The organism is Actinokineospora sp. PR83, from assembly GCF_021056305.1.
GTDB classification, from domain to species: domain Bacteria; phylum Actinomycetota; class Actinomycetes; order Mycobacteriales; family Pseudonocardiaceae; genus Actinokineospora; species Actinokineospora spheciospongiae.
Genome location: NZ_JAJCXD010000076.1, coordinates 50,032 through 67,155 on the forward strand (window position 1 = coordinate 50,032; position 17,124 = coordinate 67,155).

General features: G+C 67.9%; 18 protein-coding genes. 9 read left to right on the plus strand and 9 right to left on the minus strand.

What is annotated here, in order from left to right; genetic code table 11:
- The first annotated feature begins 113 nt into the window (after window positions 1-113).
- Complete coding sequence (locus L6E12_RS24605; RefSeq protein ID WP_236230297.1) at window positions 114-491, plus strand: hypothetical protein; 378 nt, start codon at window positions 114-116, stop codon at window positions 489-491.
- Between the two features lie 3 nt (window positions 492-494).
- Here the strand turns inward: L6E12_RS24605 and L6E12_RS24610 are convergent, their stop codons facing one another.
- Window positions 495-1,061 carry a GNAT family N-acetyltransferase gene (locus L6E12_RS24610; RefSeq protein WP_236230298.1) on the minus strand — a complete coding sequence of 189 codons (567 nt, stop codon included), beginning with the start codon at window positions 1,059-1,061 and terminating at the stop codon, window positions 495-497.
- A 49-nt stretch (window positions 1,062-1,110) separates the two neighbouring features.
- Between L6E12_RS24610 and L6E12_RS24615 the strand changes: the two genes are divergently transcribed.
- The 4 genes from L6E12_RS24615 (at window position 1,111) to L6E12_RS24630 (ending at window position 4,992) form a co-directional block, all read left to right on the plus strand.
- On the plus strand, window positions 1,111-1,920 hold the full coding sequence (locus L6E12_RS24615; protein WP_236230299.1) for a metal-dependent hydrolase: 810 nt from the start codon (window positions 1,111-1,113) through the stop codon (window positions 1,918-1,920).
- A 60-nt stretch (window positions 1,921-1,980) separates the two neighbouring features.
- Window positions 1,981-2,814: a hypothetical protein gene (locus tag L6E12_RS24620; RefSeq protein WP_236230300.1), complete on the plus strand. Its 834-nt coding sequence runs from the start codon at window positions 1,981-1,983 to the stop codon at window positions 2,812-2,814.
- Window positions 2,815-3,028: 214 nt separating this feature from the next.
- Window positions 3,029-3,427 carry a hypothetical protein gene (locus tag L6E12_RS24625; protein ID WP_236230301.1) on the plus strand — a complete coding sequence of 133 codons (399 nt, stop codon included), beginning with the start codon at window positions 3,029-3,031 and terminating at the stop codon, window positions 3,425-3,427.
- On the plus strand, window positions 3,424-4,992 hold the full coding sequence (locus L6E12_RS24630; RefSeq protein WP_236230302.1) for a multicopper oxidase family protein: 1,569 nt from the start codon (window positions 3,424-3,426) through the stop codon (window positions 4,990-4,992). The genes L6E12_RS24625 and L6E12_RS24630 overlap by 4 nt, the downstream gene beginning before the upstream one ends.
- A 1-nt stretch (window position 4,993) precedes the next feature.
- On the opposite strand, the gene L6E12_RS24635 is transcribed toward L6E12_RS24630, so the two are convergent.
- Both L6E12_RS24635 and L6E12_RS24640 read right to left on the minus strand, forming a co-directional pair.
- Window positions 4,994-5,254 carry a Prokaryotic metallothionein gene (locus tag L6E12_RS24635; protein WP_236230303.1) on the minus strand — a complete coding sequence of 87 codons (261 nt, stop codon included), beginning with the start codon at window positions 5,252-5,254 and terminating at the stop codon, window positions 4,994-4,996.
- Between the two features lie 1,132 nt (window positions 5,255-6,386).
- Window positions 6,387-8,792: a serine/threonine-protein kinase gene (locus L6E12_RS24640; RefSeq protein WP_236230304.1), complete on the minus strand. Its 2,406-nt coding sequence runs from the start codon at window positions 8,790-8,792 to the stop codon at window positions 6,387-6,389.
- Window positions 8,793-8,981: 189 nt separating this feature from the next.
- Here L6E12_RS24640 and L6E12_RS24645 point away from each other — a divergent pair, with 189 nt between their 5' ends.
- A complete protein-coding gene (locus L6E12_RS24645; protein WP_236230305.1) occupies window positions 8,982-9,473 on the plus strand; it encodes an HhH-GPD-type base excision DNA repair protein in 492 nt (163 codons plus the stop codon).
- Here L6E12_RS24645 and L6E12_RS24650 read toward each other — a convergent pair.
- Entirely contained in the window at window positions 9,470-10,105 is a 636-nt protein-coding gene (locus L6E12_RS24650) for a spermidine synthase (RefSeq protein WP_236230306.1), read from the minus strand. The two genes, L6E12_RS24645 and L6E12_RS24650, sit on opposite strands and share 4 nt — an antisense overlap.
- 26 nt (window positions 10,106-10,131) lie before the next feature.
- Here L6E12_RS24650 and L6E12_RS24655 point away from each other — a divergent pair, with 26 nt between their 5' ends.
- On the plus strand, window positions 10,132-11,493 hold the full coding sequence (locus L6E12_RS24655; protein ID WP_236230307.1) for a serine/threonine-protein kinase: 1,362 nt from the start codon (window positions 10,132-10,134) through the stop codon (window positions 11,491-11,493).
- A gap of 35 nt (window positions 11,494-11,528) precedes the next feature.
- Entirely contained in the window at window positions 11,529-11,909 is a 381-nt protein-coding gene (locus tag L6E12_RS24660) for a bacteriophage spanin2 family protein (RefSeq protein ID WP_236230308.1), read from the plus strand.
- A 49-nt stretch (window positions 11,910-11,958) separates the two neighbouring features.
- Here L6E12_RS24660 and L6E12_RS24665 read toward each other — a convergent pair whose 3' ends face one another.
- Window positions 11,959-12,363 carry an SsgA family sporulation/cell division regulator gene (locus tag L6E12_RS24665; RefSeq protein WP_236230309.1) on the minus strand — a complete coding sequence of 135 codons (405 nt, stop codon included), beginning with the start codon at window positions 12,361-12,363 and terminating at the stop codon, window positions 11,959-11,961.
- Between the two features lie 234 nt (window positions 12,364-12,597).
- The gene (locus L6E12_RS24670; RefSeq protein ID WP_035282188.1) at window positions 12,598-13,581 is read right to left on the minus strand and encodes a malate dehydrogenase; all 984 of its coding nucleotides are present in this window, start codon (window positions 13,579-13,581) and stop codon (window positions 12,598-12,600) included.
- A gap of 227 nt (window positions 13,582-13,808) precedes the next feature.
- Here L6E12_RS24670 and L6E12_RS24675 point away from each other — a divergent pair, with 227 nt between their 5' ends.
- The gene (locus tag L6E12_RS24675; protein WP_236230310.1) at window positions 13,809-14,690 is read left to right on the plus strand and encodes a helix-turn-helix transcriptional regulator; all 882 of its coding nucleotides are present in this window, start codon (window positions 13,809-13,811) and stop codon (window positions 14,688-14,690) included.
- Here the strand turns inward: L6E12_RS24675 and L6E12_RS24680 are convergent.
- The 3 genes from L6E12_RS24680 to L6E12_RS24690 are packed head-to-tail and all read right to left on the minus strand — an operon-like array spanning window position 14,680 to window position 16,902.
- Window positions 14,680-14,982 carry a DUF3017 domain-containing protein gene (locus L6E12_RS24680; RefSeq protein WP_035282185.1) on the minus strand — a complete coding sequence of 101 codons (303 nt, stop codon included), beginning with the start codon at window positions 14,980-14,982 and terminating at the stop codon, window positions 14,680-14,682. The two genes, L6E12_RS24675 and L6E12_RS24680, sit on opposite strands and share 11 nt — an antisense overlap.
- 4 nt (window positions 14,983-14,986) lie before the next feature.
- Window positions 14,987-15,925 (minus strand): DMT family transporter, encoded by a 939-nt coding sequence (locus tag L6E12_RS24685; protein WP_236230311.1) that lies wholly within the window; start codon window positions 15,923-15,925, stop codon window positions 14,987-14,989.
- A complete protein-coding gene (locus L6E12_RS24690) occupies window positions 15,916-16,902 on the minus strand; it encodes a TrmB family transcriptional regulator (protein ID WP_236230312.1) in 987 nt (328 codons plus the stop codon). Before L6E12_RS24690 ends, L6E12_RS24685 begins: the two co-directional genes overlap by 10 nt.
- Between the last annotated feature and the right edge of the window lie 222 nt (window positions 16,903-17,124).

Below are 17,124 nucleotides of genomic sequence, written 5' to 3' on the forward strand. Positions count from 1 at the left end.
GCTGACTTCGCGCACTAAGCGGTACAAGCGTACTGCTACCCCGGCGCGCGGCACGTGCATGTGTGCACGGTCACCTGGACACGGATCGTAGGCCGTCAAGGTACCTTGACAGCATGGACACCTTGGAGATCCCCGGCCACCGCGGCTCGGTCACCGCGGACCGGCCCGCCTGCGACTGCGGCTGGCTCGGCGAGCAGGGCCCGGAGGCCACCGAGCGCTGGTGGCGCCACGCCATCGGCGCCGCCGAATCCGAACCGCCGTCGTGGCTGCTGGTCAAGTCCGACGTGCTGCGCGACCAGGTGGTGGACATGATCTCGACCAGGCCGGAGGTGGCGCTGAAGCTGCTCGCCGAGGTCGACCGGTGGACCCGGCCGCTCACCGAGCGGGCCGTGGCCGCCGCCCGCGGGCGCGGCGCCACTTGGGCCGAGGTGGGCACCGCGCTGGGGGTGAGCAGGCAGGCCGCGCACGAGCGCTTCCGCGAGGTGGAGTAGCCCCTAGTCGGCGGTGAGGTCCAGCCACTCGTCGCGGAGCATGGCGTACACGGCCGCGTCGACCCAGCGGCCCTTGACGAACTCGCTCTCCCGGAAGCGGCCCTCGAAGCGCATGCCGAGGCGTTCGAGCAGCCTGCCGGAGGGGCGGTTGTCCGCGTCGAGCCGGGCGTAGACGCGGTGCAGGCCCAGGCCCTCGAAGCCGAGGCGCAGCACCTGGATCGCGGCCTCCCCCGCGTAGCCGTGGCCGTGGTGGTCGGGGTGGAAGACGTAGCCGATCTCACCGCTGGAGTGCTCGGCGCTGCGCCAGATCAGCACCACGTCACCGATCAGGGCGCCGGAGTCGGCGAGGGTGACGGCGAGTTGCAGGGAGTCACCGGGCTTGTCGATGGCGGTCTGCGCGATCCGCTCGCGCAGCAGGACCTCGGCCTCGTCGCGGGTCCTCGGGCCCGTGTAGAGGTGGCGGGCGACGTCCTCGCGGCCCTGGATGTCGGCGAACGCGTCGAGGTCGGATTCCAGGAAGGGGCGGAGGACGAGTCGGCGGGTCTTGATCGGAAACTCGGGTCGGAGCACGTCGGTGATCCTAGGATGGAGTGCCGACATTTCGAGGGGGATGCAGCAGGTGTCAACCGGACCGACGCACGCGATGAGCGGGCTGGCCGCGTGGGCCGGGGTCACCGCCCTGGCCACCGGCAGCGCGGTGGGCAACCTGTCCGCCAAGGGCTGGCTGGTGGGGGCGGTGCTGGCCACGGGCGCGGCGCTGCTGCCCGACCTCGACCACCCGGAGTCGACGGTGTCGAGCACCTTCGGCCCGGTCACCGCGGCGGCCTCCAAGCTGATCAACGCCGTCAGCCACGGCGTCTACCGGCTCACCCGCACCAAGCGCGACTCCAACCGCGACGGCGGGCACCGCGGCCTGACCCACACCCTGGTCTTCGCCGTGCTCGCCGCGGTGGTCACCACGGCCACCGTCCAGACCAGCCGCTCCTGGGCGCTGCCGCTGCTGATGTTCTTCTTCTGCGGCCTGGCGGTGCGCGGCATCCTGCACAAGTGGTCCCCCCGCCACGACGCCCTGTGGATCACCGGCACCTCCCTGCTGCTCACCTACGCCTGTCTGAAGTGGACAGACCAGACCGATGCCGACGCGGCGGCCTGCGGCGTCGCCGTGGGGATCGGCTGCATCGCCCACTACTTCGGCGACGCGATCACCGAGCAGGGCTGCCCGATGCTGTGGCCGGTCCCGATCGCCTGGAAGACCTGGTACCCGGTCGCCCCGCCCAAGATCATGCGGATGCGCACCGGCGGCAAGGTCGAGATGGCCGTCGTCGGTCCCGTCCTGACCATCGTCGCGGTGTGGATGTCCGCGATCGCCCTCCAGCGCACCGGCGTGGTCCCGTTCCTGGAGCACATCCCGCTGACCCCCTGGGCCTGAGCACCCCTGGCTGCGTCACACGCGCCGACCGGATGGTGCGAACGCGGCTAGCCTGCGTGGGTGAGCGCGGAGGACTTGGCCGCCGAGCGGGTCGGGGCGGTGCGGGATGACGTCGGAGCCCGGTTTCGGCTGGCGGGCGAGTTCTACCGGTCGCCGGGGCGGCGGCGCTTCGCCAGGGGGGAGCTGAGCTTCCTCAGGTGGGAGCTGCAACGCGGGGTGCTGGAGCCGCCGGGGGCGGGCAGCCCGTGGTGGCGGGCGGTGAACGAGCGCCTGCTGCGCGACAAGGTGGAGGCCGACGTGCTGCGCCCCGGCGAGCAGGCGTCGTCGCGGGCGGTGGAGTTGTGGGTGGCGTTCACCCGGCAGCCATCACCCGAGACGTGGTACCGGGCGCACAACGCGAGCATCGTCGCGGGCTACCTGGCCCACCAGGACCTCGCCCGCCGGGAGGTGCCGCTCGAACGGCTGATGATCAACGTGTCGCTGCTGCGCGCGCTGTACGCGCACGCGCTGGTGGCCGCGCCCGGGCTGGCGATGGGCCGGATCGGCGCGGTGACGCGGTTCCTCGGCGACCCGCGCTTCGGCACGGTCGGGCTTTTCCTCAACCTTTGCCGGGTGTTCCCCCAGCGTTACCCGGTTCGGGACATGTCGCTGCCGGAGCTGATCGCGGCCGAACGCGTGCTGCCCCGACTCCTCGACCACGGGGTGATCTGCCCGCGCCTGACCGACCTGTACGCCTTCGCCGCAACGACCCTCGACCAACCGGGTGTAACTGAATTCGTCGTGAACGAGGTGCCCTGCTACGCCGACCCCCCGCAGGACTCCTACGCCTGGCACATCGAACACCCCGACCTGGCACTACGACTCGTCCGCGGCGTGACGAAACCCGTTCGCTGAGGCCGGATCCCGGCACCGGCGGCGCTTGACCGATCACGCGCGTGATCTTTAGGCTGCGCGCGCGGCCGTCTACTCGAGGTCTTGTCCGTTCGGGAGGTTTCGGGTGCGGCAGACGGATTCTTTCGGCACCGGTGAAGTCGGTGTCCCACAGGGCATTCCGCACACCACCGTGCGGGTCGGCGTCGGACCGCCCAGCGGCGAGGTGCGCGCGAAGGTGCAACGGGCCATCGGCCGTCCGGTGCAGCGCGCGTGGCCCAAGTGGTGGCTCAAGATCACCATCAGTGTGCACGCAGTACTGGTTTTCGCCCAGGCGGTCATGGCGGGGCAGTACCTCGCGGGTGACTACGGCTTCCTGGAACAGCACAGCGTCAACGCCATGGTGATCGGTGTGGTCTGCGCGGGCACCGTGGGCGCGGCGTACTTCGACCGGCGGTTCAACGCGGCACCGGTGTGGCCGCTGGCGGCGGCGGCGCTGCTGTTCCTCGTCGACATCGGCCAGATGGCGGCGGGGGTGTGGCGGTCGATGGCGCTGCACGTGCCGCTGGGGGTGGCGGTCACCGTCGCGGTCGTGTTTCAACTGGTGTGGGTGTGGCGCAAACCGGCGGCGGCGTGAGCCCCGTCGACCGCAGGCGGTTCCTCGGCCTGTCCGGTCTCGCGGTGGTGGGCGGCGTCGCCTCGATCGGCATCGGCACCGGCTTCTCCTTCGGCCGGGTCCTCAACGGCAGCGGCGAACCCGGGGTGCTGGTGCGCAGCGGCGCGCGCCTGCCGCAGGCGTTCCGGAGCGCGCTGCCGATCCCCCCGGTGCTCCGCCCCACCCGCTCGGACACCACGACGGACTACTACGAGATCACCCAGAAGGCCGCGGACGTCGAGTACCTGCCGGGTCTGCGCACCCCGTCGTGGACCTACAACGGCTCGTTCCCCGGCCCCACCCTGATCACCCGGTCGGGTCGGCGGGCGGTGGTGACCCACCGCAACGAGCTGCCCCGCCCGGTCGTCGTGCACCTGCACGGCGGCCACATGCCCGCCGACAGCGACGGCTACCCCGGCGACACGATCCTGCCCAGGGACGGCTCGTCGGTGTCGCACGACATGTCGGTGCCGGGGAACCCGGTCGTCGGCAGCCGCGACTACGTCTACCCGGGCAAGCAGCGCGCCGCCACCCTCTGGTACCACGACCACTCGATGGGCTTCACCGGCGCGACGGTCTACCGCGGCCTCGCGGGCTTCCACCTGGTCCGCGACGACGAGGACGACGCGCTGCCACTGCCCGAAGGCGACCGCGACATCCCCCTGATGATCACCGACCGCTCCTTCGCCGCCGACGGCCAGTTCGCCTACCCGTCGCTGGCCCCCAACCTCACGGTCCCCGGAGTCACCGAGGACCACCTCAACGGCGTCCTCGGCGACGTCGTCCTGGTCAATGGAGCGCCCTGGCCCGCCCTCCCGGTCGACCGCCAGCGCTACCGCTTCCGGATCCTCAACGCCTCCAACTGCCGCCGCTACGGCCTCGGCCTGGACCCCCCACCCCCCGACGGCGCCCCCGCCTTCACCCAGATCGGCTCAGACGGCGGCCTCCTGTCCCGCCCCCTGACCCACGAGTCGATCGACGTGGCCCCCGCCGAACGCTTCGACGTCGTCCTCGACTTCGCCCGCTACGCCCCCGGAACCCGAGTCCGCCTGGTCAACACCCTCGCCACCGACCGCACCGGGGAGGTCATGTGCTTCGACGTGTCGGACCGGACCCCGCAGGACACCACGGCCATCCCGGACGAACTGTCGTCAGTGGAGTACCTCGACCCCCGCCAAGCGGTCCGCACCAGGGAATTCCTCTTCCAGAGCAAGAACGGCGACCCCGGCTGGAGCATCAACGGCGAGCCGTACACCCCCGGAACCGTCCTGGCCCACTCCCGCCTCGGCGACCTGGAACTGTGGCGCTTCACCTCCGACGTCCACCACCCGGTCCACGTCCACCTCAACCACTTCCAGGTCACCCGCCGCAGCAACGGCGGCCCCGGCCCGTACGACGCGGGCTGGAAGGACACGGTCGACCTCCACCCCGCGCAGGCCATGGAGGTCGCCATCCGGTTCACCGACTACCCGGGCCGCTTCGTGTTCCACTGCCACAACCTCGAACACGAGGACATGGGCATGATGGCGGACTTCACCACCCTCTGACCTAACTCGGCCGCGCCCCCACGGCGTCCCGGATCTGGCTCCCCAGCTCGGCGGCTCCTTCCCGGGCGCAGTGCGCGCAGCAGAAGAACTGCCCCGCCACCTCGACGCCGTGGCCGAGGATCCGGCAGCGGCAGTGCTCGCAGACGGGCGCCAGCTTGGTCGCGGCGCACTCGAAGCTGTCGAAGGTGTGCACCTGCCCACCCACGGTCCGCACCTCGAACGCCATCCAGTAGTCGTTCCCACACGTGTCACAGGTAGCCACGGGCCACTCCTCTCAGTCGAGAAGCAGCCTGCGCCCACCAGCCGACCCCGGCAACCGCTGTCCCCCATCGGATTACTCGATGCCTCGGACTACAGCACCGAGGTACCAAGCCCTCGAACATGCTCACGTCGTAAGCGCGGCGCGGGCCATTCACTACGGGCCTGGCACCAGCTTGCCGCCCATAGGCGGGAGGGCACGCGCGGCCAAGCTCCTGCTCCGCTTCGCCCGCCTAGGCGACCCTCCCACCGAGCGATAAGCCTCCACCAGCCCGCACCACCCACCGCCGCGAACCACCCACCTAAAATTCGCCGGTCAAGAGTCGCAAACGCAGGTCAGGTGACATCAGTCGTGCCATCGCAACGTCCTCCCAAGAACTACCAGGGCGAGGAGAAGCCGCAAGCCCTGTAGCCACCCTCCACCATCCCGCGAATTTGTGGCTCCTCCCGCCCTGATCGGGCTACACCAAGCTGCGGCGACAGCACTCAAGTTGAAAATAGTGGCATGGACTAAGTCAGGCGGGTTGTGAAATTCTCTACCAATGACCCTCTATATAGGCCAAAGCTCAGAAGCGGATGCCCTCCTAGAGCTCGACCCCCTCGCCCTACCGATCGGAATGCTTTTAGATTAACAAATACAAATGAAAGTGATTTTCAACAGTCTGCACAAGCTGTATACCCGCCTTCAAAACAGGCTTGATGTCCATGAGATCGCCCGATACGACCACGACAAATTCGCCACCGTCGCCACTACATCATCTGCCATCTATCGCTGTGGCGGCAGCATAGCCAAGCGCGTGCAAGCCCTACGTCAATAGACTACGGCAGAGTGGGATGGCAACCCCGTAGCCGCCTGGCACAAGACAAGCCCATCGGCGCTGAGGTCCTCAGACATCTCAAGACCCTCCCTGGTTATGGAGAGCAGAAGGCAAGGTTCTTTCTCGGAAACAGACTTAGAGTCGTACAGGCGGCGAAAGGCGGCGGAAAACTACGGCTAGGCGCGATCAAATAGATCTGTGGCGTACGTTACCAGCCCAGAGTCGTTGACCGCCGTACGCGCTTCAAGAAATACAAAAGTCCGCACACCTTCGAGCGCGATCTAGAAACTACCAGGGAATACCAACTCTCGATAAAATCTACACAATTCCCGAACCGAATGATCGATGCCCTAACGCCCTAAGAACTTCTGTCGCACTTCGATATCGCTGCGCCCGCCCCGCAGCTGTCATTTTAGTTAAAATCCTGGCCAGATCCGTTGAGAGTTGCTCTCTAGCTAGAGTGTGCAGGTCCTCAAACTGGATTTCACGCAAGCTTTCCACGCCAAGCAATACTTGAAGCATCGTAATTCCGAGCTGATATATATCTACATCAACTGTCCATTCAGGCCCCACGCCATCCGGAGGCGAATAGCCGGGGGTGACGCTTTCTGTGATAACCACGGACGAAGCTCTACTCGAAATGTTGAAATCGATGAGCACCACACGATCGTCCGACAAGATGATGTTTTCTGGCTTTATATCCCTGTGGACGAAGCCGTGTCGCGCTTCTTCGAGTTCAGTGAGCTGCTCGGGAGACAATTCCGACATCGCTCTAATGCTTTGAACCTTGCTCTCATCAGGATGAAAACTGACCAAGGCCGATAGGAGTTCTACGAGCCAGCGTCGGCCGAGCTTTTCATTAGCCCTTGACGACCTACCGCAAAATTCCCGAAGCGTGGGACCAGCCAGGTATTCCATTGCGAGATAGACATACCCATCCTCACTCGTACCGAAGTCCACAATTTTGACTACGTTCGGGTGATTTATCTCTTGAAGTGGGGCTATCTCTCTCTGTAGCGAACTCAACAAACCATGCTTGAAGACCTTAAGAGCTACATCCCTACCATCGGCCGTATCGCGCGCCTTATAAACTGAGGCAAAGCCACTTGGAACACCGATCGAGGATTCGATTCTATATGCCCCAACCTCGTCGCCTCGGCCCAAGTCACTCTTCTCAGCAATGCTCGACTTGTCTCGCGTTATTTTGCGTCGCTGAATAAAGGTTTGCAAGAGTTCGATAGTCAGACTGGTACAGCGCTCCGGATCTTCGCATAGGCCGTACCCGATAAGATGAGCCGTATCAGCAGAAAATGCCTTAGCGAACTCCCGAAATTCTCCAATTCGACCATCCGCCAGCAGTTCCAGCAGAAAGTACTCATCTGTGTACTGTTCAGCAATCACTGCAACGAGCTGGCTCAACAATGAGGCTCGTGTGACATAGATGGCTTTGACAGCTGCTTGTACTTGCGGAAGATCCACTAGGTGAAGCCCATCGCGATCCGGGATGGACTTGTTGACGATCGAAGCTAGGCCCCGCGTTAACGCAGGATGTCCCCCCGTGGCGTCATAAACCTTTTGGATAGCATTGTTCGACCAATTGAGTCCCATCCGCATACCAAGCATGCGAATCAGATCGCTTACTTCCTCAAAGTTCAGAGGCTTGAGGTACTCAACCGCGATATAGTTGAATGCAGGGTTCTCGAACCCGCCGATCGAGTTGCGCTCGAACACGCTAGGATTTGTACCGGTAACGAAATAGCTTAACCTGTTTGGGAACTGCTGATCAAGCCCCCTTAGGAGCCTCCAAAGTTTGATAAACGAGGTTCCCCACATCGACCCCGGAGCTTCCGGGGAGAGTAGCTCGACTTCATCCAACATGAAGATTACCTTGCGACTGTTGGATGTAAGAACTTGCCTCAAATCATGGTCGAAAAGTTCCACCATGTTAAACTCAGCCGGAACTTGAGAAAAAAGCCTATACTTGCCGAAGAGTTCGAGGTTCTTCAACTTACGCATGTGCGCAGGATAGGAGTCGCACATCGATTCACCCAAACTCCAGAGTAAGTATCCCAAGCTTGGATTCACTGCATCCACGCGCTCCAAGTCAAGGTTCACCACATAATTTGATGAACTTTGAAGAACCGATCGTAGCCGGTACAGGAGAGAAGTCTTACCAATCTTACGCAAACCGAACAAGCCTACATGCCGCCCGCCGAGACTTAACCGTTTGGCAATCTCCACGATCGCCGATTTGCGTCCAAAGAAATCTTCGGATCGGGTTACAGCCGTAGGAAGGTCGTATAGGTCCCTTCGGTAAAGCCGGCTTTGAACAAGCGAAACAAGACCAGCTCCATCAAGCTTGGCGAAACTCGAAATCTGCTCAAGAGAGAAGCCCAGCATTATTGTATCAAGGGTAGAGGCAGTCTCATTTACATATGATTCCGTCTGAGGATCGGCAGTCACCACAAAGGCAAAGTCTTCACACAAACGTGGTCTTTCTTTATCCAGAATTGCTACAACCTGCGTTACGCTTCGGGCTTGGAATTCCTTGGATTCTACTACCCAGACTAAGACTTCACGAGTGGTGTGAAAAATTTCCTTCAGGAAAGGCGGAAGTTTCAGATAGATTCCCCATCGCTGACCTTCACCTTCTTCTGTCACCCATACAATTTCAAAACCCGCGCCTCGGAACGCCTTGGACACCTTTTGACGAGCATCGCTCATCCGAAGAAATCGTGCTACACGCTGTACGTCGACTGCCATCTCGTTCCTTGGGCTTGAGGACGGGTAAGCGGAGTAACGCCTAGAGGTGGCCTAGCGTTACAAGTCGCAGGTCAGAGTCTTGCGGATGCAGGCGAAACGTCTGGCCAACAGCGTCGAAGACGCCCCGAATATGCGTATATCCGTCATCCTGTGGCACTCAGCAGATCGCCATGGAGGTGGTTCAACGGGCCGTACAAGCTGCACACCCGCCTGGGCGGCAAGCTCGACGTGCACGAGATCGCCGACTACGACCCCGACGCGTTCGCCGCCCTTGCCACCACGCCGCCCGTCATCCACCGGTACGGCGACAGCATGGCCAAGCGGGTCCAAGCACTCTGCCAGTACGTCGTGGCCGAGTACGACGGTGATGTCACTGCCATCTGGACCAGGGACAAGCCCACCGGCGCCGAGGTGCTCAAGCGGCTCAAGGCGCTGCCCGGCTACGGGGAGCAGAAGGCGAAGATCTTCCTCGCCCTCCTCGGCAAGCAGCTCGGTGTCACTCCCTACGGCTGGCGCAAGGCCGCGGGCGACTACGGCGCGGCCAACAGCAGGCGGTCGGTCGCCGACGTGGTTGACGCCGGGACGTTGCAGGAGGTGCGGGCCTTCAAGAAGGCGACCAAAGCCAGGGCGACAACCAACTAGCTGGCCAGGAAGACCACGTCCGGCTCTCCGCGCGGGACCGGGACCTCCAGCACCTCCACCACCGGGAACGCCGTCCTCAGCCGCGCGACGAAAGCGGTACTCGCAGCAGCGCTCCACACCGCCAGAACCCCACCGGGCGTCAAGCGGGAGCGGAGCATCTGCACGCCCTCCGCCGAGTACAGGCTCGCGTTGTCCTCCCCCAGTGTCCAGTCGGGGCCGTTGTCGATGTCCAGGCACAGGGCGTCGAAGGTGTGCGGGGACTGGGGGAGCCAGGTTGTGAGGTCGGCGGGGACGCAGTGGGTTCGGGGGTCGTCCAGGAGGTCTTGGTTGCCCAGGTGGGTTCGGTTCCAGGCGATGACCTGTTCCTCGCGTTCGACCACCGTCACCTCGTGGACGCGGGGGTGGGTGAGGGCCGCTCGGAGGGAGAAGCCGACGCCCAGGCCGCCGATGAGGAGGTGGGGGCCGGGCATGCGGTCGGCCGCCGCGGTGATGAGGAGGCGTTCGGATTCCCCTGCCCGGGTGTCCATGAGGAACATGCCGTTGGCGATGATCTCGTGGTGGGCACCGTCGCGGCGGAGGACCAGTTCGCCGCAGTGGCCGGGGGCTCGGGCGATGGTGGTCTTGTCGTTCATCGGGGGTGAGCTTATAGATTCCCGGGGTGCACACGGTTCCGCCCGTCATCCCCGGGCTCACCCTCGGTCGGCCGTTGGGGCAGGGCGGGTTCGGGACCGTCTTCCTCGCCCGGCAGGACCGGCTCGAACGCGACGTGGCCGTCAAGGTCGACAACCGGGTGCTGGGGACCGAGCGGGACCGGGAACGCTTCCTTCGGGAGGCCAGGGCCGCCGCGCGGCTCTCCGGGCACCCCAACGTGGTCAACGTGTACGACGCGGGGGTGACCGCCGACGGGCGGCCGTACATCGTGATGGAGCTGTGCACCGGGGGGTCGCTGGCCGACGTGCTGGAGCGGCAGGGTGCCCTCTCGTACGCGCGGGTGGTGGAGATCGGCGCCCGGTTGGCCGACGCGTTGGCGCACGCGCACGCGGTGGGGATCCTGCACCGGGACATCAAGCCCGCGAACATCCTGGTCAACTCGTTCGGGGCGGTGAAGTTGGCCGACTTCGGGCTGGCCTCCGTCCTGGACGCGCACGCCGACTCGGTGACCGTGACCGTCGGGGCGCTGAGCCCGCACTACGCCGCCCCGGAGGTGTTCGCGCACGCCGCGCCGAGCCGGGCCGGGGACGTCTACTCGCTCGGGGCGACGCTCTACACCCTGGCGACCGGGCGGCGGCCCCGGCAGATCCCGTGGCCCGCGGACAGCCTCGACGGGTTGGTGTCGGCGCTGCGGGCGCCCGTTCCGCCGATCGAGGGGGCGCCGCCCGCGTTGAACGCCGCCCTGCTCAACGCGCTCGACGCCGACGCGGACCGGCGGACGCCGGGGGCCGAGCAGTTGCGGGACGAGCTGGAGGGGTTGCGGGCGGTCCGGCCGCTGCCGCCGGTCGTGGCGCCCGCGCGCAGGCGCTGGTTGTCGGTGGCGGCGGTCGTGGCCGTGCCGGTGCTGGTCGCGGCCGGGTTCTTCTGGCGCGGGTCGCTCGTCCCTGGCCAGGGGGCGCAGGTGGGCGGGCAGACCGCGCGGACCAGTGAGGCGCCGCGGGTGCCCAAGGGGATGGTGGAGTGCGCCGGGGAGGGGTTCTGCCTGGTGGACAGGTGCTTCGGTGGGCTGGTGAACATCGCCGACGTGGACGTCCGGGCCGCGTCCGTCGACTGCTCGGGGGAGCACTCGTGGCAGGCCTACGCGGGCACTTTCCGCCCCGCGGGCAGCGAGGACATGACCGCGACCGCCATCGCCGCGCTGCCGGAGGTGGCGCGGGTGTGCTCGGCCGAGGTGATGGCCGCGCGGACCGCGCCGGGGCGCTCCACCGCCGGGTGGAAGCGGGAGGTCATGCCGACCGACGAGACCGTGCTGTGCCTCGCCGCGCCGGAATCGGGCGAACCGGACGGGAGCGCTTTCACGAGCCGGTAGCCTGGCGGCTCACACTGCTCACCCCTGGGGGAACGATGCGATCTCGGCTGGCGACCGTCCTGTGCGCGGCGGCACTGGTCGGCGGGCTCTCCGCCTGCGACTCCGTGCGGGAGGCGACCGACGCCGCCAGTGCGGCCACCGACAAGACGAGCATCTGCATCGAAGCGCTGCAACTGGCCAACTTCACCCCCAGCTCGCAGGACGTGGAGCAGACCGCGAGCGACGCCAAGCGGCGGGCCGACGAGCTCCAGGTGCTGGCCGACAAGGCCGCCGACACCACCCTGCGCGACGCGCTGAGCGGCATGTCGGACAAGGTGTCGGAGCTGGACGTGCGCAACCTCGACCCGGCGACGGTGGCCGACTGGACCAGGGAGAAGGTGTCGGCGTTCAACGCGCTGACCCAGGCCTGCCTGTAGCCACCTGCGCGGCAGCCGCCCACCGGTGGCGGGCGGCTGCCGGGGCGGGTCAGACGTTGGTGATCTCCGCGATCAGCGCGTCGACGTCGAAGAAGTCGCCCTCGGCGCCCAGCGGGACCAGGTCGGCGGTGGCGTCGAGGAAGTCCTGCACGGCTTCGAGGTCCATCACCAGCAGCGCGTGGCCGTCGGGGGACTCGATCTCCATGACCAGCGCGTCGCGGGGGCCGGAGAACTCCGGGGCGAGGCGGACGTCGCCCTCGCCGACCGGGCCGTGCATCCCCTCGACCAGCAGGTCCCTGGCGAACACCCACTCGACCCAGCGTTCGGCGTCGGTCTGGAAGGCCGTCGCGACGGTGAACGGCTCGTCGGCGCGGTAGCTCCACCGCGACCGCACGGGGGTGGTGCCGCCGTAGAGGGAGATGAGCTGCTCGGAGTGCTGTGCGTCCCTGTTCATCTCGCTGGCCTCCAGTCCGTTCGTTCGCGTCGGTTGTGCGAACCTTCAATCAAGAGAACGCTCCGCAGCGGGTTTCGTGATTCCGTTTCCGGAACGTTCACGCTATCGGGGCATACAGTTGCAATCCATACCGATTCTTCGAGTAACCTGCCCCACTTGCTCACCCCCCGTAATGCAGCGCGGACCCCATCCGGGTGACGGATGGGGTCCGCGCTGAGGTGCGGCTGGGGCGGGTCAGATCAGGCCGAGGCCCTTGACCGCGTCGCGCTCCTCGACCAGCTCGGCGACCGAGGCGTCGATGCGGGCGCGGGAGAACTCGTTGACCTCCAGGCCCTGGACGATCGAGTACTCGCCGTCGGCGCAGGTGACCGGGAAGGACGAGATGATGCCCTCGGGGACGCCGTAGGAGCCGTCGGACGGGATGGCCATCGAGGTCCAGTCGCCCGCCGGGGTGCCCAGCACCCAGTCGTGGACGTGGTCGATGGCGGCGTTGGCGGCCGAGGCGGCCGAGGACGCGCCCCGGGCCTCGATGATCGCCGCGCCGCGCTTGGCCACGGTCGGGATGAACGAGTCGGCCAGCCACGCCTCGTCGTTCACCAGCTCGGCGGCGTTCTTGCCGTTGACCTCGGCGTGGAACACGTCGGGGTACTGGGTGGCGGAGTGGTTGCCCCAGATGGTCAGCTTCTTGATGTCCTCGACGGTGACGCCGAGCTTGGTGGCGAGCTGCGACAGGGCGCGGTTGTGGTCCAGCCGGGTCATCGCGGTGAAGCGGCCCGCGGGGACGTCCGGGGCGTGCTGCTGGGCGATCAGGGCGTTGGTGTTGGCGGGGTTGCCCACCACCAGGACCTTGATGTCGGACGCGGCACCGGCGTTGATCGCCTCGCCCTGGGGCTTGAAGATGCCGCCGTTGGCCTCGAGCAGGTCGCCGCGCTCCATGCCCTTGGTGCGCGGGCGGGCGCCGACGAGCAGGGCCACGTTGGCGCCGTCGAAGGCCTTCTTGGCGTCGTCGGTCACCTCGATGCCCGCGAGCAGCGGGAAGGCGCAGTCGTCGAGCTCCATCGCGGTGCCCTCGGCGGCCTTGACCGCGGCCGGGATCTCCAGCAGCCGCAGGTTGACCTTGGTGTCGGGGCCGAGCAGGGCGCCGGAGGCGATGCGGAACAGCAGGGCGTAGCCGATCTGACCGGCCGCGCCGGTGACGGTGACGTTGACGGGTGCCACTTGGCAAGTCCTCCCGATGGGCAACAGACGGATGAGTCGTCGGGTCGACCACGCGGCAGTTCTGCCCTGTCAGCAGCGTCGCCCGGCGGGGGCGAGGCTACCAAGCCCGCCCTGGTCGCAGACCCGCGCGGTGAGCAGGGTCTCGACACGCGGATTCGATCTCTATCGGGTGGTTCTGCGCCGACAGGCCCCTGGCCTGCGCTAACCCGGGGAGCCCGGCCCTGATCATGGTCGTCGAGGGGTGGGCGACAGGGCGGGAGCCGATGGGGTTGCGGGAACCGGACTCGACGGTCCGGCTGGAACTGCTGGGCGAGGAGCTGCGCGCGCACCGCGAGCGGGCCGGGCTCAGCCTCGCCGCCGTGACCGCGCAGGTGGGGATCAGCACCTCGAAGCTGAGCCGGATGGAGAACGGGCGCAGGCCGCAGCGGCTGGAGGACGTCGCCGCGCTGCTGGCCGCCTACCGGGTGCCGCACAACCGCCGCGAGGAGCTGGTGGCGCTGGCCAGGGTGGCCGCCGAGCCGCCGGTGCGCCCGGAGCAGGTGTCCGGCCGGTTCGCCACGCTGCGGGTGCTGGAGGGCAAGGCGGCGATGCTGGTCGACGTGGCGCCCACGGTGGTGCCCGCGCTGCTGCAGACCGTGCCGTACACGCAGTCGGTGCTGCGCGAGGTCTACATGCTCGACGACCAGCGGGTGGAGGAGTACACCGCGAGCCGCATCCACCGGCAGGCCGTGCTGCGCAAGGACAAGCCGCCGCGGTTCTTCGCCATCGTCACCGAGTCGGCGCTGCGCACGGTGGTCGGCGGCGCGGAGGTGATGCGCGGGCAGCTTCGGTACCTGCTGGAGGCGGGGGCCAAGGGCAACGTGTCGGTGCGGGTGGTGCCCGCCCTGGAGCACGGGCACCCGGCGCTGGCCGGGCCGTTCCAGCGGTTGCAGTTCGACCGGGGCCGCGCGGTGGTGCTGCTGGAGAGCCGGACGGCGGCGGTGTACCTGGAGGACCCGGCGGAGGTCAAGCACTACGACCGGGCGGTGGTGGAGCTGCTGAGCGCCGCGCTGGACGAGCGGGAGTCGGCGGCGCTGATCGAGAAGGTGGCCGGGGCGCTCAGCGGGTGAGCGGGCCGCCCTCGATGGTCATCGCCACCGCGATCACCATCGTCCCGAACCCGCCGTAGAGGAAGGCGTCGATCACCCGGCTGCGCACCGCGATCAGCCCGGCCTGCTCGTCGCGCAGCAGCACCCGCAGGCCCGCGGCGAGCAGCAGGGCCAGTCCGATCCAGACGGTCCCCTCGCGCCACGCGTACATGACGATCCGGACCAGGCCGACCAGCACGACCGCCAGCACCAGCCCGAACGGCAGGTGGATCAGGGCGGGGTGTTTGCCGCCGCGCTGAGGGGCTCCGCTCACGAGATCATCCTCTCACCCGCGCGCGCCCGCCCGGCACGGCGGCCACCCCGGCGGCGACCAGGGTGAGCGCCACGCCCGCGACCGTGCCCGCGGCGATGCCGCCCGCGGACACGTCCAGCAGCACCGCGCCGACGAGCTGACCGGCCACCGCGCACAACCCGAGCATGAGCACCCCGATCGCGCGCACCGCGTAGACCGATGTGGACAGAGCGACCACGCCGAGCGCGCCGCCGGTGTAGAGGTACCACTGCCCCGGCGGTGGGTTCGGCAGCCCGCGCAGCGCCACGTCGACGACGCCCACCAGGACCAGCGCGCAGGTGCCGACGGAGAAGTTGACCAGCGTCGCCAGCACCACGCTGCCCGACTCGCGCCTGACCAGCCCGTTCGCCGCCTGCGCCCAGCTCAGCGCGGCCCCGGCGAAGGCGGGCAGCAGGGCCAACCACAGCTGTCCCGGGGCGCCGAAGCGGTCCGACACCGAGACCAGCACGGCCACCACCGTCAGCCCCGCGCCCACCGCCCTGGGCGCGGTGATCCGCCTGGGCTCCCCCGGGCCGAAGCCCGCCCGGTCGACGAACAGGCTGCTCACCACCTGCCCGGCGACCCCGGCCACGGTGAACACCGCGATCCCCAGCCCGGCCGCGGTCACCCCCTGCGCGGCCACGAACGACGCGCCCGCGGCACCGCCGAAGCACTGCCACACCCGCAGCCGCCCGCCGCGGAGCGCCTCCCGGAACCGGCCCGCGGCGGCCCGCCCGGACGCGGTGGCGACGACGGCCGCGGCGAGGACCAGCAGGCCACCGGTGAAGGAGACCAGCGCGGCGGCGACCCCGTCGCCGAGTTCGCGCCCCAGTTCCCCGTTGACCCGGCTCTGCACGGCCAGCGCGACCCCGCCGACGGCCGCCGCGGCGCAGCCCAGCGCGGTGGCGCGGCGGGTCAGATCCACCGGTGGCGCACGGCGTGCACGGCGAGCTGGAAGCGGGAGGTGGCGCCCGCGTGGTCCATCAGGCGTTGCAGGTGCCGGAACACGGTGCGGCGGCTGACGCCGAGCTGGCGGGCGATGGAGTCGTCGTTGGCGCCCGCGGCGAGCAGTCCCAGCAGACGCTGCTCGATCGGCTGCACCGGCGAGGACGCGCGGGCCCCGGCGTGCAGCGGCACCGCCAGCCGCCAGGACGCCTCGAACAGCCCGACCAGCGCGGAGAGCAGGCTGCTCGGCCGCACCACCAGTAGCTGCCGGTTCACGTCGGCCTCGGCGACCGGCAGCGACACCGTGGCGAACTGCTGGTCGACGATGGTCAGCTTCACCGGGACCTCCGGCAGCACCCTGGCCTGCTCGCCCGCGGCCACGCACGGCTGGATGTTCTGCGCGTAGCGGCCGGGGTCCTCGATGGAGGCGCGGGCGTAGACGACCCGGTAGGTGACCTCGCCGCGGCCGAGCTGCTCCAGCTCGGCGTTGTTGACGTGGCCCTCGGTGAAGTACGGCGGCGAGTCGAGCCTGCGGATCTCGGTGCGCGCGCTCAGCTCCATCTGCTGGATGCGCTGGGCGATGGCGGTGCCGGTGACGACCTCGATCAGGTCGTCGGTGCGCTGCGGGGAGATGGCGCGGCGGAAGGTGTCGTAGGCGTTGAGCGTGGCCACCCTGGCCTGCTCCAGCTCCGACTCCCGGCGGCGGCTGAGGATCTGCAGGCCGGACGCGGGCGGGACCGGGGTGATCACGCTGCCGTCGTCGCCGCCGGGGCCGACCAGGCCCGCGTCGAGCAGGGTGCGGACGGCGGCGCGCACGCGGTCCTCCGGCTCGGTCATCCCCGCCGCGATCTGCTCGACGGTCGACGGACCGGTGCGCAGCAGGTACGCGTAGCCGCGGATCTCGTCCTCGGGCAGGCCGAGCCGGGACAGGTGGGGGGCGAGGTCGCCGTCGGACATGAGCGCAAAGGCTGGCACAGATGAGACGGTGACACAAACGGGGACCTTGTCACCCGGTCAGGTGAGCTGCGTGCGGCACTTGTCACAGGAGTGTGGACCGGGCGCCCGGGGGAAGCGGTGCGGCCCGGTTTCGGGATACCGTCGAGGCCGTAACCGACCCGTGATCCGCGCTTACCCGGAGCGCCCCCTCACCCTGCGTCATCGTCGCAGGCACGCACCCGA

Coding starts and splice junctions, on each gene's coding strand:
- L6E12_RS24640 (WP_236230304.1), bottom strand. CDS start 8,792: ATGAGCGATGCTCGTCAAAAGGTGTCCAAGGCGTTCCGAGGCGCGGGT.
- L6E12_RS24665 (WP_236230309.1), bottom strand. CDS start 12,363: ATGAACAGGGACGCACAGCACTCCGAGCAGCTCATCTCCCTCTACGGC.
- L6E12_RS24660 (WP_236230308.1), top strand. CDS start 11,529: ATGCGATCTCGGCTGGCGACCGTCCTGTGCGCGGCGGCACTGGTCGGC.
- L6E12_RS24650 (WP_236230306.1), bottom strand. CDS start 10,105: ATGAACGACAAGACCACCATCGCCCGAGCCCCCGGCCACTGCGGCGAA.
- L6E12_RS24605 (WP_236230297.1), top strand. CDS start 114: ATGGACACCTTGGAGATCCCCGGCCACCGCGGCTCGGTCACCGCGGAC.
- L6E12_RS24675 (WP_236230310.1), top strand. CDS start 13,809: ATGGTCGTCGAGGGGTGGGCGACAGGGCGGGAGCCGATGGGGTTGCGG.
- L6E12_RS24690 (WP_236230312.1), bottom strand. CDS start 16,902: ATGTCCGACGGCGACCTCGCCCCCCACCTGTCCCGGCTCGGCCTGCCC.